Source organism: Acidobacteriota bacterium (assembly GCA_003225175.1).
Lineage (GTDB): Bacteria > Acidobacteriota > Terriglobia > Terriglobales > Acidobacteriaceae > Gp1-AA112.
Map to the genome: position 1 here is coordinate 61,177 of QIBA01000034.1, position 15,025 is coordinate 76,201.

A 15,025-nucleotide genomic window follows, 5' to 3' on the forward strand; every position below is an offset into this window, starting at 1 on the left:
GGAGCTTACGCATTGCGATGGCTATAACTCGTGCTCTTCATTGAATCCAGGAATTAGACTGATTTCAAAAACCGTATAGCGATGCGGCCAATCGTTGCAGTCCACGATCCTGAGCAATGATGTCGAGATGAATGGAGGTCCAGTCAGCCAGAAGCAGATTTTCATGTCCCTCTCCGTCGTACGTTTTCACATAGCCGCTGCAGGTTTCGTAGCGATCGATGCGAAGAGGTGCTTCTCCCTTCAATGGCGAGAACTGATAGCCGATGGTCACTCTGGGAATCGCAAAATGGGCATCCCGTGCGCTTGTACGGCCACCGTGTGCCACAGCATCCACATGAAAGGAATCGTCGACGCCCCGGTTCCTTGCCGACTAATTGGGCCATGCTGGGTAAAGAGCCACAAGTTGGACAATAGCTTCGGAGCCAGCGCTCTTCATCGCGCCATTTACGAAACGCTTCTATCAGGGGGCTAGGTAGCGGGACAGTCCTTTCCAGCCAATGTTCGCAGCAATCCAGGAACAGACGTAGAGAATGGGGCATCGTAGAGTAGCCAACCCACAGCAAGGCTAGCCGCGTTCACGCCGCCCAATTCGGTATTCAGAGTCTTGCTGGCCTCTGAACGAAAAGGCCTGAATCTGGCAAAGATCAAGCGTTCACTTAGGACATCGCTGGAAAGTCTCTAGCGTTGAGCCTCCGGAACTGGAACGACACTGAAGGCGGAAGGCATGAAACTGACCAACGCTGCGTGTTGCGTTTTGATCTTCGTGCTGCCGCTGTTCGTGCTTGCCGCTTCCGGCAAGCACTCCAAGTCTCAGAATTCCCCTCAACAGACTGAATCGACGCCCCAAGCGAATTCCGATTCCTCCAAGGGCGAACATTTCACCGACAATCCTGCCGATCCATCGCTTTATGCCGGCACTGACACATGCAAAACGTGTCACGAGGACATCGGCAAGACCTACGATCACAGCCCACACTGGAAGACAATGCTCAATCACCGTGGCGTGCAGTATCAGGGATGAGAGGCCTGTCACGGACCGGGCAAGGCACACGCCGAAGCAGGCGGCGATATTACAAAGATCATCCGCTTTAAAGAACTCTCGCGCGAAGAATCGAGCAAGCGCTGCCTAAGCTGCCATGAGTTCGGAGAGGAGCACGCCAACTTCCTCCGGTCGGAACATTTAGAAAATAACGTAGGCTGCATTGACTGCCATTCGGCACACCATCCCAAAGTGGAACGTGCTCTTCTGATGATGGCCCAGCCAATGCTGTGTTACGGCTGCCACCTCGAAATCAAACCACAGTTCTCCAAACCCGTTCACCATCGCGTGGACGAGGGCCTGATGTCGTGCAGCAATTGTCATAATCCGCATGGCGGGTTCATGACGCGCCGGCTGCGTTCGACCGCTGCACAGGATCAGGTTTGCTTTGGCTGCCATACAGACAAGGCGGGACCTTTCGTCTTTGAGCACGCGCAGTGAAGACCGGAGGCTGCGTCTCCTGCCACACTCCCCCATGGTTCGTCGAATCCGCGCCTGCTGAAGCGCAGCCAAGTCAATGTGCTCTGCCTGGAGTGCCACACGCTCACGGTGGATTCGGCGGCTCCCGGCATTCCGTCATTCCATAACCAGGCGCAGAAATACCAGGCCTGCACTCGGTTATGAGCAGCACATGGAGCGATCTAAACAGACTAGTTTCTGCCTGTCCTGCCACCTTATGGAGCCCTACGGGCGCAGCCTGCAGGTTGATGATCCAACCTGGCTTCCCGCTTCCCAGTTCCAGAACAACCGCGTGCCTCGCGAGCAAGCTTGCTACACCTGCCACAGCGATTACGTCATGTACGGCAGCATGAAGGCGAAGTGGCGCGGGCTTCATCACATTTACGCGCAGTACTTAGGGAATCCCAAGCCTCCGCTCCATCTTTACCGTCCCTACAACAACCGCGAGTGTCTGCACTGCCACGCCGGATCGCGGACCTTTGAGGAAGGCGCAACTCACAATGCCGATCCTCAGATCATGGCCGATATAAAGAGCAACAGGATGTCATGCTTGACCTCCGGGTGCCATGACCAGATTCACAACACTACCAAGCTCAACGAAGTGAAGTATTGGAACGCGAAATGAGTGTCGAAATTCAAATAACCGAGATCGAACGGCGCCTACGGATTGCGGGAGCCCTCATATTCCTCGGCCTGCTGATCGAGGCCCTTACGCTGCAGTGGAACAGTCCTATGACCTTTCTTGTGTTTTTGGGATTAGGCGGCCTTCTCATTGGTCTTGGGGTAGTCTTCTATCTCTTTTCCCTTGTATCCTCTTCTACCCCTGAGGACTCCTCGAGAGCCCCTCGGCTGCGAAACAGTCGGGACTCAGATCGCATAATCGCGGAGAACTAAGAGATCGTCCCAACCTGCCCCACTTTCGCATACGGTTGAAAAAGATCAGATTAATGAGTGACCGGTCCATCCTTTATTAGGTGTTATTCAGGTTTGCCCAGCCACGAATACTGCCAGCCGACAGATACACTTTGGAAATTGCCGCCGAATCTCACGTATGCACCTCTGCTATAGCTGAATTTCAGAGACTGGTGGAAGTTGATCGGTACCGAAACCGTTCCTCCGATTCTGGAATTTGACTGCAGGCTGATTGGGCTTTCAATTCCATTCAGAGTAGTTCTGCCTCCACGCCAGAAGTTGCAATCCAGCGATGCCCATAATCGGGGCCGCACATCGTAACTCAAATGTCCTTCGAAGGCGACTACAGGTTTCTGAGATTGCGTGTTTTTGCCGGCGGAAAATTGGTTTCGCGAAAAGAAGTCGTGATTCGTCGTGAAGAACGCTACCCCGCCATATGCATCCACTATCCAATGACCCCAACGCCGGGAAAGCCCGAGTTCCGGCTTGAAACTCCAACGGTTCCCCCCTGGATTGATCAGCTTGGTTGGATCGTATTGGCCTGTGGGAGCAACTATCTTCAGACTCGCGCCTATTAAGGTTCTCTGTTTCCAAGATCGAAACTTTGGTGGCGGCAATGCCGGTCCGCCCTTGAGATTCACGGAGAAGCGAAAAACCGTATCTACCAGGCCGGAGCGGTACGCGTTGGTTTCCGTGCCAATGACCTTCCCGCGGAAGTTTCCTATGGCATAAGGAAAAGAGGCGGTGACGTTTGATGAGCGTCCAAAGAAACTCAGCGCGTGATAGAAGCTGATGGTTGACACATAAATTCTGCCAGTAGAGTCGGTAATTGGGACGGCGCCCTCGAACAGAATGTCGCCACTAAAGAAGGAGCTTGTCAGAACGACTGCATTCGAGTGAACAGGAGTTATTACATACGCTCGTGGAACCAAGTCCTGCGCAAAAGACGGGCTCACAGAGGACACGATCATCGCTGCAGCGAGTGCGAATCTGAGGCGCATCTGGGAGCTCACTAGAGCGACTCAAAATGACCCCGCTGCTGAAGCACGAGGACGCAGCGCACGGCTTATGCGATTTGCCAATTCGCGAGCAAGGCTATAAGGAACGGAAATGAGGATCGGTCCAACCACGAGGGCGGCGCCAGGACGTACTTCGTGAAATATCAGCGCCTGAGAAATGATATCGAGGAGAATCGCAACTGCTACAAGATCTCGAACTCCGACAACAGCGGTTCGCAGCGCATGCTGGCGATGCGAACGGTGGAAAGCAAGCATCCAGAGAAATGGAGGCAGGTTCGCATGAACATCTTTTTTCCCATGTAGAACGCCAATGGTGATGGCGACGATCGGCTGCACGATGAAGCGAAGTTTGCCTGGACCGGTTAAGCGGGCCAGCATGTCTTGAAAAAACTTCTCGGTGAATAAATAAGGATCACCGCTCTGTACCAGTCTATAAATACTGCTTGGGACGGAGATCAACAGCGCCGCAGCAACTATCGCGAACAAGATCGAACTGCGGGAAATTTTCATGAGAATCGATGGGGAGTTTACTCACTCGCAAAGCTGCTACTGTTGCCATCCTCCGCCCAACGCTCCATATAACTGCACAAGGGACAAACGCTCATTCAGTTGCGCCTGAGCCAACGTCAACTGTGCAGAAAAGAAACGAGTGTCGCTATCTAACACCTCGAGATAGCTGGTAACGCCACCTTGATAGCGGGATTGCGATAGAGCAGTGGCATCTTGCGCCGATCGGGTAAGCAAATCCTGCTGTTCCCGAAACTCCTGGTCTTTTCTGTAGCCAACCAGTGCATCAGAGATTTCCCGGAATGCCTGCTGGATCGATTGCTGATAAACCAGTACGAGTTCTTCTTTCTGAGCCTCCGCCAATCTCACTCCCGAGCGAAGTCTTCCCGCCTCAAAAATTGGCTGGACTAACTGCCCTCCGAAACTCCACGTTCCCGCGGGGCCTGAGAAAAGACTGGTCAGTGCAGAACTCTGGTATCCAGCGGTGGCGGTTAGCGTGATCTGAGGAAAATACGCTGCCTTTGCAACTCCGATGCGAGCGTTGGCAGCAACCAGCGATTCTTCGGCCGCTTGGATATCGGCTCGTCGCTCCAGGAGTGCTGAAGGAAGGCCGGCAGGAACTGTTGGAGGGAAGGTGTTTTCCAAGAGTGTCTTCCCGCGAGGAAGTGCTTCCGCGTTCTTGCCGATTAGAATGCTGATAAAATTTTCTTCCTGTTCGATTCGTCGTTCCAAATCAGGAATGATTGCTGCTGCTTCGTACACTAATTGTTCCGACTGCCGGACATCCAGCATTGAAGTAACACCACCCGAAGCGCGAACTTTCACCAAGCGAAGTGAGTCTTGCCGTGACGCCAGCGCGTGCCTCGAGATCTCCATCTCCAAGTCAAACTCGCGCAGTTGAAAGTACGCGCTGGCCACACTACTAACGAGGGTTGTCATAACTGCTCGCTTATTCCATTCGCTAGCCAGCAATGCGGCGCGGGCAGCCTCAGTTGCCTTTCGGAACTTTCCCCAGAAATCCAGTTCCCAGGCCATGGACAGACTCACGCTATTAGCGCTGGTTTCAAACACTGGGAAATTCTTGGTTTGTTGGAATCGGTCGTTAGAGGCTGCAGCACCGCCGACAATCGTCGGAAATTGGTCTGCCCGACGGATGCCTAGCACTGCCTGAGCCTGGAGCACACGCGCGGCAGCGATTCGCACATCGTAGTTCTCCGCTAACGCGCTACGGATCAGCGCTTGCAACTGCTCGTCCTGAAAAACCGTCCACCATTTCTCGTCTCCCAGCGATGCAGGACTGGTCTTGTCGGCATCAGCAGCGACCCCGCGATACACATCGGGAACTACAACTTGCGGTCGCTTATATTTCGGGCCGACGGTGCAACCAGCAAGGAAAATTACCAGTGCGATCCAATTCTTACTGATCATCCTTAACTGCCTCCTCATCATCTAGGCCGCCGCTGCTTTGATTACAGGTACAGGTTTCTTAGCGCGGTTGCGGTGAGCTAGTCGCGCAACCACATCAAAGCTCACTGGAATGAGGAAAATGGCCAGAACTGAAGCTGCGAGCATGCCTCCTATGACACCAGTGCCGAGTACCTGCCGCGAAATGGCTCCGGCGCCGGCGGCTTTCCATAGCGGCACGCAGCCAAGAATGAAGGCAAAAGACGTCATTAGGATCGGTCGCAGACGCAGCTTCGCTCCGATCAGCGCCGCTTCCTCTGCAGACTTTCCTTTGTCGAACTCCACTTTCGCAAACTCCACAATCAAAATGGCATTCTTCGCACCTAACCCGATCAGCATGACCAGCCCGATTTGGGCGTACACGTTGTTCTCGAGTCCGCGCATCCACAGGAACAGGAATGCCCCGAAGACGGCGACAGGCGTCCCCAGCAGCACACTGAAAGGCAGTGACCAGCTCTCGTATTGGGCTGCCATTATGAGAAAGACAACGAAGAAGGCCATCCCAAAGATCGCAGCCGGCGAAACTCCCTGCGCCGCCTTTTGCTCCTGGTACGACATGCCCATGTAATCGAAGCCCATCTCGTTTGGCATCGACTTGCGAAAGACATCCTCCAGCGCAGCCATGGCCTGTGCCGAGCTGTAGCCAGGCGCTGCTGCAGCATTGATCTGTACACAGTTGAACAGGTTGTAACGCATCATGAACTCAGCGCCACTGCGCGGATACGTTGTCGTGAGCGTACTGAGCGGAACCATCCCCCCTGCAGCATTCCTGACATAAAACTTGCCAACATTTTCCGCCTTCGCGCGAAAGTCACCATCTGCCTGGACATACACCTGCCATTGCAGACCGAAACGATTGAAGTAATTGACCAGCGCACCGCCCATGAAAGCCTGCACGGTTTCATACAGGCTGCTGAGTTCGATCTGCTGGGTCATCGCTTTTGCGTTGTCAACTTTTATGCCAACCTGGGGCACTCCAAACAGAGCCGTTGTCATCACTCCAGACAATTCGGGGCGCTTGCGCGCTTCGGCCACGAACTGCTTCGCGTTCTTTGCAAGAAAGTCCACGCCACTCCCCGACCGGTCTTCCAGAAGGAAAGTTGCTCCTCCTGAGGTTCCCACGCCAGGAATCGCGGGTGGCGGAAACGAGAACGCAATTCCCGAGGAAACTTTGGAGAGCACGCTTTGCAAGTGGGCCTTGATACCGTCGTAACTCGTTTCCGGAGTCTTGCGTTCCTCCCAGGGCTTCAGCGACACAAAAAAGAACGAGCTATAGGTGGCGTTTACGCCGCTCAACATGCTGTATCCCATAACGGAACTGACGTATTCGACTCCAGGCGTCTCCATAAGCGCCTTCTCAACTTCCTTGGCGGCTTCAGACGAGCGCTGTAGGGAGGAGGCATCGGGTAATTGCAGACCGGCGTAGATGTAACCCTGATCTTCGTCGGGTAGAAAGCTCTTGGGAGTCTTCTTGCCAAAGAACATCGCACCGACGGTTAGCAAGCCAAGCAGAAGAAAGGCAAAAGCAGCCTTATGAATAAGGTGCGCGCACCAACTTACATACCCATCGGTAGTGCGCCCGAATACACGGTTGAACCAGCGGAAGAAAGCGCCGAGGGGACCTCGCGCGGGTTTTCTCGGACGCAATAGCATGGCTGAGAGCGCGGGACTGAGCGTCAGCGCGTTAAAAGCTGAAAAGATTACCGACACGGCAATCGTGACTGCGAACTGTTTATAAAGCTGGCCCGTGATGCCGGGGACAAATGCTGTAGGAACAAAGACTGCGGCCAGAATCAAAGCAATGGCGATCACTGGTCCAGAGACTTCCTCCATGGCTTTGATAGTCGCGTCATGAGGCGACATTCCATGTTCGATATGGTGTTCCACTGCCTCGACCACGACAATGGCGTCATCGACTACGAGTCCAATCGCAAGCACAAGGCCAAAAAGAGACAAAGTATTGATGGAGAAGCCCAGCATGGGGAAAACAGCAAAGGTTCCGATCAGGGAAACCGGCACGGCGAGTAGTGGAATGAGAGTGGCCCTGACCCCTTGGAGAAAGATGTAGACCACTACAATGACCAGGACCAGAGCCTCTACTAAGGTCTTGTAGATTTCGTGAATACCCTCGCTTACCGCGAGCGTTGTATCCAGTGCAACAATGTAGTTCAGTCCTTGCGGAAATCTTCCTTTCGCCTCGCCCATCATCTTGAGGACGGCGGCTCGCGTCTGCAAGGCGTTGCTTCCCGGAGTTAGATATAAGGCGATGAGCGCAGCGGGCTGGGCTGGCTTACGTTCGTCTGCCACCCCTAACCGCGCGAGATAGGAATAGTATTGTGATCCCAATTCGATTCGCGCTACGTCCTTCAACCGCAGCAGCGACCCGTCGAGCTGAGCACGGACCACGATCTCACCAAACTCTTCCACTGTTGGCAGCCGGCCGGGAGCTCGCACGTTGTAAGTAAATTGCTGGCCCGACGGAACCGGCTCTCCACCAACCTGCCCAGCCGGATTCACTTTGTTTTGCGCTTTGACTGCGCTGGTGATGTCAGAGACCGTCACTCCGAGTCTGGCCAGCCGGTCAGGATTCACCCAAATGCGCATTGCGTAAGGGCCGGCGCCGAAGATCTGAACCTGCGAGACACCCGAAACTCGTGTGAGTGCATACTGCAAATTAATGGTGGCGTAATTCGCCAGGAAGATATTGTCGTACGTACCATTTGGCGAATAGAGATCGAGCAGCATGAAAGGGGCGGTTGTACCGGGCTGCACAATCACGCCTTGCTGCACCACTTCACTGGGCAACTGCGAGTTGGCTTGTCCTGTCCGCATTTGCGACAGGATCTGGTCGGTGTTGACATCTGTGCCCAGTCGGAAGTCGACGTAAAGGCTGCTTCCGCCTCCCGAACTGGCACTCAATGAATACATGTAATTCATGCCGGTGACGCCAGACATCTGTTGCTCAATCGGCGTCGCTACCGACTCTGCAATCGTCTGCGCGTCGGCTCCTGGATAGGTGGCCTTCACCTGGATCATTGGATCGGCGATGTTGGGAAACTGCGCCGTTGGCAGGCCGAGCATCGCCACGATGCCGATCACAACCATCAGGATTGCAATCACGATTGCAACGATGGGCCGGTTGATAAAAAATTTCGCCATGGTTAATTGCCTTCGGCCGAGGGGACCACGTACGGTTTCGGACTGACGGGAACTCCTTCTTTTACTAGCTGAGGCGCTTGCGCTGCGAACGTCTGTACTCTCTGAATGCCTTCGACAACCACTCGTTCGCCCGGCTTCAATCCCGCCGCAACAATCCAGCTGGTGCCGACGCGATCTCCCACTTTCACGGGCCGGATCGTGGCCTTATTGTCAGAGCCGACCACGATGACCTGGTATTGCGATTGCACCTCAATCACGGCCGCCTGAGGAATCAACAAAGCATCCTTGGCAGTAGTAGTTTGCACGCGCACGCGCCCAAATCCTCCGGGTCGAAGGATCGCGTCCTTATTTGCGAATGCAGCCGCCAATTGAATTGTTCCCGTGCCCGCGGTGATTTCGCGGTTTACAAAAATGATCTTTCCCTTAAACGGATAAGGAGCGTCGTTCGCCTGCAAATATTCGACAGATACGGGTGTCCTAACATTTCCCCTGGTTAACACTTTAGAAATTTGCTGCGCGAAGCTGAGATACAGAGTTTCGCTGATGTTGAAGTAGGCCCAAATCGGGTCGATTTGCGAAACTGTGGCCATTTTCGTCGTAGTTCCGACTAAGTCGCCGATCTGAGAGTTTGCAACTCCGGCGATGCCGTCCACCGGCGAATAGACCTTTGTCCATCCCAGGTTGAGCTCAGCCTGCTCTTGCCCCGCCTTCGCTGCCGCCAATCCTGCTTTAGCAGAATTCACATTCGCAACGTCATCATCCAGCTGTTTTTGCGGGATGGCGCTCTGGGCAGCTAATGGTGTATCGCGTGTGACATCGTTGTTTGCCCTGGTCATGGTTGAGTCGGCCCGGCCCACTTCTGCTTTGGCCTGATCCAGCGCCGCCTGAAGAGGCCGCGGATCTACTTGAAACAGCAGTTGTCCCTTCTTAACCAGCGATCCATTCACATAGTCCTGGCTGAGCAGGTAGCCTTGCACCTTGGGCGTAATGTCGGAATTAATCGGCCCGTTCAGTTGCGCTACCCATTCGCCGTAAACGGGAACATCCCGTTGCTCCACCTCCGCAACTTGGACATCAGGCGGCGGCGGACCCGCTGCTTGCTTTTCAGCACACCCTGCAAGCAGGAGGCCCAAAAGTCCACCCACAAGCACCTTAAGGTTGATAGAAGAGTGTGTGAAGAAGAAAGATTGGAGCTTGGATGGGATCCGCATCAGAATCTCCTTCTGGTTAGAGAGCGGCTTGGCCATGAAGCAGTTGCTGAGACATGACCTTGTCTTATCTCCGAATAGGGATTCTGCGGTTCGACCAAGCAGAACGTAACTAGTAAATGTTGCAGTATTCGTAAATCGACAGTACACAACTAGAAGTATTGATGACGAGGCTGTTCAGGAATTGACTCGCCTGCAGAGTGACTTCGTAGGTCTGTCGCACCTGCGAGTGCCTGAAGCAATCACTTGGTCGGCCCGCAGACTTTTGGCGCGCGGAGATTGTCTTCAAAGGTAATGGTTTAAAAAAAGGTTCGGCAGAGGTCTCGAACAGACATGCCGAACCGCTCGAGGAGAGAGTACGTAGTCAGCGTCGTGCAAATCGCATGCAAATTGAAGCGCCAGAGAATAACAGGCCAAGCAAACCGATGAGCGGCACGGGACTGCCGGTTTTTGGCAATTCGGCCGGCAAGGTCACTGTGCTCGGCCCGTGAGAAACTTCTACGCGAGCAATCAAAACGGGCGCATCGCTCGGCAACGGTGGCGGCGGAGGCGGCATAGTTCCCGTTACCTCTCTCTGATGTTCGACAACCGTTTCGGGAGCTTCAGTAACTTTCGTCGCAGAGACAGTCATGCCCTTCTTGAGGTGCCACACGTCCTTTTCTTCTCCGTTAATCTTGAATACCTGACCATCGGGCACTGTGAACTGCTGATTCTCTCCGTTTTCCATAGTAAGAATGACGGTCTTCGGCGGGGTCACATGCCATACTTTGCCGGTGACGGTTTGCACCGTAGTGACCGTCCGCGGGGTTGTCGTCGTGGCGATTGTGCGCTCAAGTTTCATTCCGGGCTTGAGCTCATGAACTCCGACTTCTCTGCCATCGACTGAGATCCTGGCATTCTCTGCAACATGTCCGATGTGGCGGACTTGCCCGTCTTCCATCTTCACCCACACGTCATTGCCAGAGACGTGCTCGACTACGGCACGGTCCACTTTAAATTCCTTGGTCGATGTTCCTTCCGTTGTACTTGTGGTTGTTTTAACTTGGGCCCTCGTCGCAATCGTGAATGCCAGAAATATCCCAGTCGCAACGATTAAGCGGCCCAGAGAGGTCTTCCATGACGATTTCATTGATTTTTCTCCTAGTTGTTCTCGTTGCTCACGGCGGGAGCTTCAGATGCTGCCTGGGCAGTTGTGGCCGGAATACCCTGCGTAAGTGAAGCGTGTACGATGAAGCGATTTGGCGCGCTTCCGACGAAATAAAAGGGATAGCAAGTAACCAGCGTTATTGCGGATTTACTGCGCGGCTGAAGCACTGAACTGTCACTTGGTAAAACGATTTCAATCTCATCCACAGCATAGGACGCGTGCGCATCGCCGCTTTCGAGCTCGACAAGGTCCCCCGGCATAATGTCTTTCAGCCCGCGAAAGAATCCGTCGCGATGTCCTGCGATCCCGATGTTGCCGGATTCGAGCGGACGCGCTGTTCCCACGATGTGCCCGACTCCTCGATTCAATGTCACCTCATCTGTTCCCTCCAAAACAGGTACTTCCAGCCCAATTTTCGGAATTCGCAATAGGGCCACAGGCGCTCTGGAATCCGACAATAATGCCTGTTGGTATTCCTCAATTCGTTTCGGAGACCACAGGCTGAAGTTAACGGAGGACCCGCGCTGATGTGCGCGCGAATGAATGAAGCCGTCAACACGGATTCCGACATAGACGGCCAATAACGCAACGCCGACAAGCAACAGCAATCGATCCAGCCAAAAGCTTGGTTTCATTCCACGCGCAATGTAGGCAACCGTAGGCGTGAGTAGAACTGTCAAAGCTGACAGCGACGAGGCGATTTGCGGGTTGGCAGGCTCTAAGCAGCTACGTCTGGACACTCAGGCTTGAATTAATGAGTGGCGCAACAAGGCATTTCCCCGCTGGCATCAGATCTGTCAGTTTCGCCATCGAACGCTCTGTCGCGTCGATTTTGCCGCCTAGCGCAATTGCGTTTGATTTTGCGAGGCAGAGTCTGCTAACGTGTAGATGCCGCTGAGATTATTGACGCCGGAGCGCCTATGATCGAAGCTGGCCCCTGCCTACAAAGCATCCTTAATACCCGTCTGTACATTTTGTCAGCCTGCCTGGGTGCTGCCTTAGCGTTTACCGCTTCGGCTAGCGCGCAGTCTGAAGATGAGGTGCACGTGGTGCCGCGGCCCGGCACGATGGAAGCTTCTGAGCGCGCGACGGACACCGGCCGCCCCCTGGGCTCCACTAACCATTTAAAGCTTCGACCGGAACGCCTTCGCGTTGACGTCGACGTGGTTCTAGTGCCGGTCGTCGTTACAGATACGCTCAACCGCCCAGTCACTGGTCTCACCAAGGACAGCTTTGAACTCCTCGATGACGGAGAAAAGCAGAAAATTCACTTCTTTTCCTTGGACGATGACGCCCTCTCGATGGCTTTGGTCTTGGATATCAGCAATAGCATGGTTAATAGGGTCTCTGTGGAACGCGAGGCGTTGGAAAAATTCTTCCAGAACGCAAACCCTGAAGACGAATATTTCGCAGTTGGTGTCTCCAGCTCACCTTTACTGCTCGCAGACTCCGCGCAGGGGATCGGCGACATCCAATCGCAACTCGCCCTCGTACAACCTGCTGGTTATACCGCTCTACTCGATTCGATCTATTTTGCTTTGAACAAATTGCGATCCGCGCGCTATGCGCGAAGAGCCATTTTGATCATTTCCGACGGCGGAGAGAACGATAGTCGATTCAACTTTCGAGAAATTAAGGCTCTTGCCGAAGAATCGGACGTAACTGTCTACGCGATTCGCCCTGTCGATGCCCTGCCTGTGTTCCGCACGATCGAAGAAAAGTTAGGAAATCGCCTTTTGTCTGGGATTACCGACGTAACTGGTGGACGCACAGTCTCTCTGGGATACAGCGACAATATTGCCGGTGCGGCCGCAGCAATCAGTACGGAACTCAGGAACCAGTATGTACTCGGGTACCATCCGACCGAGCGTTCCCACACTGGGAAATCGCACAGAATTAAGGTGCGGATGGCGAAATCCACAGATTCAGTCGCCGTGCACCTGCAGTATAGGAAGCAATACTCAAGCCGATAGGTTCTACTTTTCCCAGAACACTTCGTCGGGAACAGACTTCGAGGGTGAGTTTTTTCAATTCGGATTGACAGCTTGGAAGGCTTGGAACTCATACCAAATGTGTTGTCTGTCGCGTTTCGTATAGGGACTCGAAGGCCGCAGACCAACTCTTCTCCCTGTCCAAACTGACAGCATTTGTTTTTAGCGCCCTACTGTTAAGATCGCTCTGCTTCAATTAACAGACATTCTTCGCTGTGGCAGCCGTTTTTCGTGTTACGCTTCCCAGCCTCCGGTCCCAATTCCCTACGGAGGTAGAGATTATGAATAAACCGACTGTGTTGCTCGCGGACGATCATATGATGATCGCCGAAGCATTTCGACATCTGCTTGAGCCCCAATACCATGTTATCGCCACCGTAAGCGATGGCCGCGCTTTACTGGAAGCCGCATTGGAGTTGAAGCCAGATGTGGTTGTCGTCGACGTCGGCATGCCGTTGTTAAATGGCTTGTCTGCGGGCCAGCAACTCAAACAGAGGATGCGAAGAACAAAACTCGTGTACGTAACTATGAACGAAGATCCTGACGTCGCAGCTGAGGCACTTCGTACAGGCGCATCGGCTTATCTGTTGAAAAGTTCAGCAGCTTCAGAATTGCTAAAAAGCATTCATGAGGTTTTGCGAGGCGGGACTTACGTCACGCCTAAGATTAAAGCGCTCATCGAAGACTCATTCATCCGTTCCAATAAACCCAAAACGGCTGAGAAGAAATTGACTCCGCGTCAGGTCGAAGTCCTGCAGCTGTTAGCTGAGGGAAAGACTATGAAGGAAGTCGGTTCGGTCTTGTCTCTTACAGCGCGCACCGTTGCATTTCACAAGTACCGCATCATGGACGTGCTGAATTTCAGAAGTAACGCTGAGTTGGTGCAGTTCGCTCTCAGGAACAATATTCTCTCTAATGATCCATTATCTGTGAGCAAATTGGCTGTGCGACCTGCGGCTTCCGACCGGGCAGGATCCGAACGAAGAAGCGCCTAGCTACCTTGAGGCATGCGACTTTACTTCGCGGTCGCCTCTATTCGCACAGACTTCGAGAATGGCGTTGGGCGTAATCATCTTTTCAAACCGTGCCTGCAGATGACTGAAACGTGCCTCGCGATGGTTATCGAGTGTCACACCCAGTACTTCGAGTATTAGCCACGACAGGCAGGCTTCCACTTACCGACTAGCTTATCTGAGTGACACTAACTTACTGTTACGATTGCCAGTGTCACTCTCCTTGGACTACGCTTACGGTCTTGTCACGGTTCTGCCCAGCATTTCCGTCCGTGACTAAGCCTGCCGGGGCAGTTACCTAATCGATAGGTACGCGCCGCCACAGTGAAGCCTCCAGTTGCAAAAACGCTCGCGCAAGTCCTGCAGTACCCACCTCAGCCTGTGGCTTATGACTACAGGGACAACATGACCACAAACGCCGCGAAGGCCGCGCCCGCCCCAGCGCGGCCTCGCGTACTGCTCGCCGACGATCACACGCTCGTGGCAGAAGCCTGCAAAAATCTCTTGGAAGCTGAGTTCGAAGTTGTGGGAATTGTCGCCGATGGGCGGGCGCTGCTTCGCGCTAATGCAGTGCTGAAACCCGATGTAATCGTTAGCGACATTGCCATGCAGTCTCTAAATGGTCTCGATGCCGGGGAGCAAGCCAAGCTGGCAAACCCCGAAGTGAAGCTTGTATACGTGACAATGATCCCTGATCCGGAGCTTGCGGCTGAGGCTTTTCGCCGTGGAGCCTCTGCTTATCTCCTCAAAACCTCAGCCATCCCCGAATTGATCATCGCGGTCAAAGAGGCTTTGAACGGTCGCCTATACATTTCCCCTCAGGTCACGAAAGATGCGCTATCGGAATTTTTAAGAAGCCACAAACGTGATTACGGAAGCAAATCTCTCACCCCGCGGCAGCGCGAAGTGTTGCAGCTTCTCGCCGAAGGTCGTTCGATGAAAGAAGCGGCCAGCGTATTAAATCTCACAACGCGCACGGTCGCGTTCCACAAATACAGGATCATGGCGACTCTCCGCCTCAACACAAATTCAGAGCTCATACAGTACGCAATTCGGCACTTTATCATTCCCGGATAACATCTCGCGCTACCAGCGATTCTTCCTGAA

16 protein-coding genes are annotated in these 15,025 nt (G+C 53.7%); 8 read left to right on the forward strand and 8 right to left on the reverse strand.

Annotated features, from left to right (window positions below):
* Window positions 1–161 precede the first annotated feature (161 nt).
* Window positions 162–539, reverse strand: a complete 378-nt coding sequence (locus tag DMG62_05520; GenBank protein PYY23913.1) for a hypothetical protein — start codon at window positions 537–539, stop codon at window positions 162–164.
* Between the two features lie 185 nt (window positions 540–724).
* On the opposite strand from DMG62_05520, the gene DMG62_05525 reads away from it, so the two are divergent.
* The 5 genes from DMG62_05525 to DMG62_05545 all read left to right on the forward strand — a co-directional run bounded on the left by DMG62_05525 (window position 725) and on the right by DMG62_05545 (window position 2,392).
* On the forward strand, window positions 725–1,021 hold the full coding sequence (locus DMG62_05525) for a hypothetical protein (protein ID PYY23914.1): 297 nt from the start codon (window positions 725–727) through the stop codon (window positions 1,019–1,021).
* A gap of 48 nt (window positions 1,022–1,069) precedes the next feature.
* Window positions 1,070–1,480, forward strand: coding sequence for a hypothetical protein (locus DMG62_05530; protein PYY23915.1), 411 nt, complete (start codon window positions 1,070–1,072; stop codon window positions 1,478–1,480).
* A 78-nt stretch (window positions 1,481–1,558) separates the two neighbouring features.
* Window positions 1,559–1,663 (forward strand): hypothetical protein, encoded by a 105-nt coding sequence (locus DMG62_05535; protein ID PYY23916.1) that lies wholly within the window; start codon window positions 1,559–1,561, stop codon window positions 1,661–1,663.
* A gap of 52 nt (window positions 1,664–1,715) precedes the next feature.
* A complete protein-coding gene (locus tag DMG62_05540) occupies window positions 1,716–2,123 on the forward strand; it encodes a hypothetical protein (GenBank protein ID PYY23917.1) in 408 nt (135 codons plus the stop codon).
* Window positions 2,120–2,392 carry a hypothetical protein gene (locus DMG62_05545; GenBank protein ID PYY23918.1) on the forward strand — a complete coding sequence of 91 codons (273 nt, stop codon included), beginning with the start codon at window positions 2,120–2,122 and terminating at the stop codon, window positions 2,390–2,392. The genes DMG62_05540 and DMG62_05545 overlap by 4 nt, the downstream gene beginning before the upstream one ends.
* A gap of 83 nt (window positions 2,393–2,475) precedes the next feature.
* Here DMG62_05545 and DMG62_05550 read toward each other — a convergent pair whose 3' ends face one another.
* The 7 genes from DMG62_05550 to DMG62_05580 form a co-directional block, all read right to left on the reverse strand.
* Window positions 2,476–3,411, reverse strand: a complete 936-nt coding sequence (locus tag DMG62_05550; protein ID PYY23919.1) for a transporter — start codon at window positions 3,409–3,411, stop codon at window positions 2,476–2,478.
* 21 nt (window positions 3,412–3,432) lie between these two features.
* Window positions 3,433–3,939, reverse strand: coding sequence for a hypothetical protein (locus DMG62_05555; protein PYY23920.1), 507 nt, complete (start codon window positions 3,937–3,939; stop codon window positions 3,433–3,435).
* Between the two features lie 36 nt (window positions 3,940–3,975).
* Window positions 3,976–5,382 carry a transporter gene (locus DMG62_05560; GenBank protein ID PYY24022.1) on the reverse strand — a complete coding sequence of 469 codons (1,407 nt, stop codon included), beginning with the start codon at window positions 5,380–5,382 and terminating at the stop codon, window positions 3,976–3,978.
* A gap of 3 nt (window positions 5,383–5,385) precedes the next feature.
* Entirely contained in the window at window positions 5,386–8,559 is a 3,174-nt protein-coding gene (locus DMG62_05565) for a hydrophobe/amphiphile efflux-1 family RND transporter (protein PYY23921.1), read from the reverse strand.
* 2 nt (window positions 8,560–8,561) lie between these two features.
* Window positions 8,562–9,806 carry an efflux transporter periplasmic adaptor subunit gene (locus DMG62_05570; GenBank protein ID PYY23922.1) on the reverse strand — a complete coding sequence of 415 codons (1,245 nt, stop codon included), beginning with the start codon at window positions 9,804–9,806 and terminating at the stop codon, window positions 8,562–8,564.
* A 325-nt stretch (window positions 9,807–10,131) separates the two neighbouring features.
* Window positions 10,132–10,896, reverse strand: a complete 765-nt coding sequence (locus DMG62_05575; protein PYY23923.1) for a hypothetical protein — start codon at window positions 10,894–10,896, stop codon at window positions 10,132–10,134.
* An 11-nt stretch (window positions 10,897–10,907) separates the two neighbouring features.
* On the reverse strand, window positions 10,908–11,549 hold the full coding sequence (locus tag DMG62_05580) for a class D sortase (GenBank protein ID PYY23924.1): 642 nt from the start codon (window positions 11,547–11,549) through the stop codon (window positions 10,908–10,910).
* Window positions 11,550–11,834: 285 nt separating this feature from the next.
* Here DMG62_05580 and DMG62_05585 point away from each other — a divergent pair, with 285 nt between their 5' ends.
* From DMG62_05585 to DMG62_05595, 3 genes are all read left to right on the forward strand, one after another.
* Window positions 11,835–12,887: a VWA domain-containing protein gene (locus DMG62_05585; GenBank protein PYY23925.1), complete on the forward strand. Its 1,053-nt coding sequence runs from the start codon at window positions 11,835–11,837 to the stop codon at window positions 12,885–12,887.
* 299 nt (window positions 12,888–13,186) lie between these two features.
* Window positions 13,187–13,900 carry a DNA-binding response regulator gene (locus DMG62_05590; protein ID PYY23926.1) on the forward strand — a complete coding sequence of 238 codons (714 nt, stop codon included), beginning with the start codon at window positions 13,187–13,189 and terminating at the stop codon, window positions 13,898–13,900.
* A gap of 423 nt (window positions 13,901–14,323) precedes the next feature.
* Window positions 14,324–14,995, forward strand: a complete 672-nt coding sequence (locus DMG62_05595) for a DNA-binding response regulator (protein ID PYY24023.1) — start codon at window positions 14,324–14,326, stop codon at window positions 14,993–14,995.
* The last annotated feature ends 30 nt before the right edge of the window (window positions 14,996–15,025 follow it).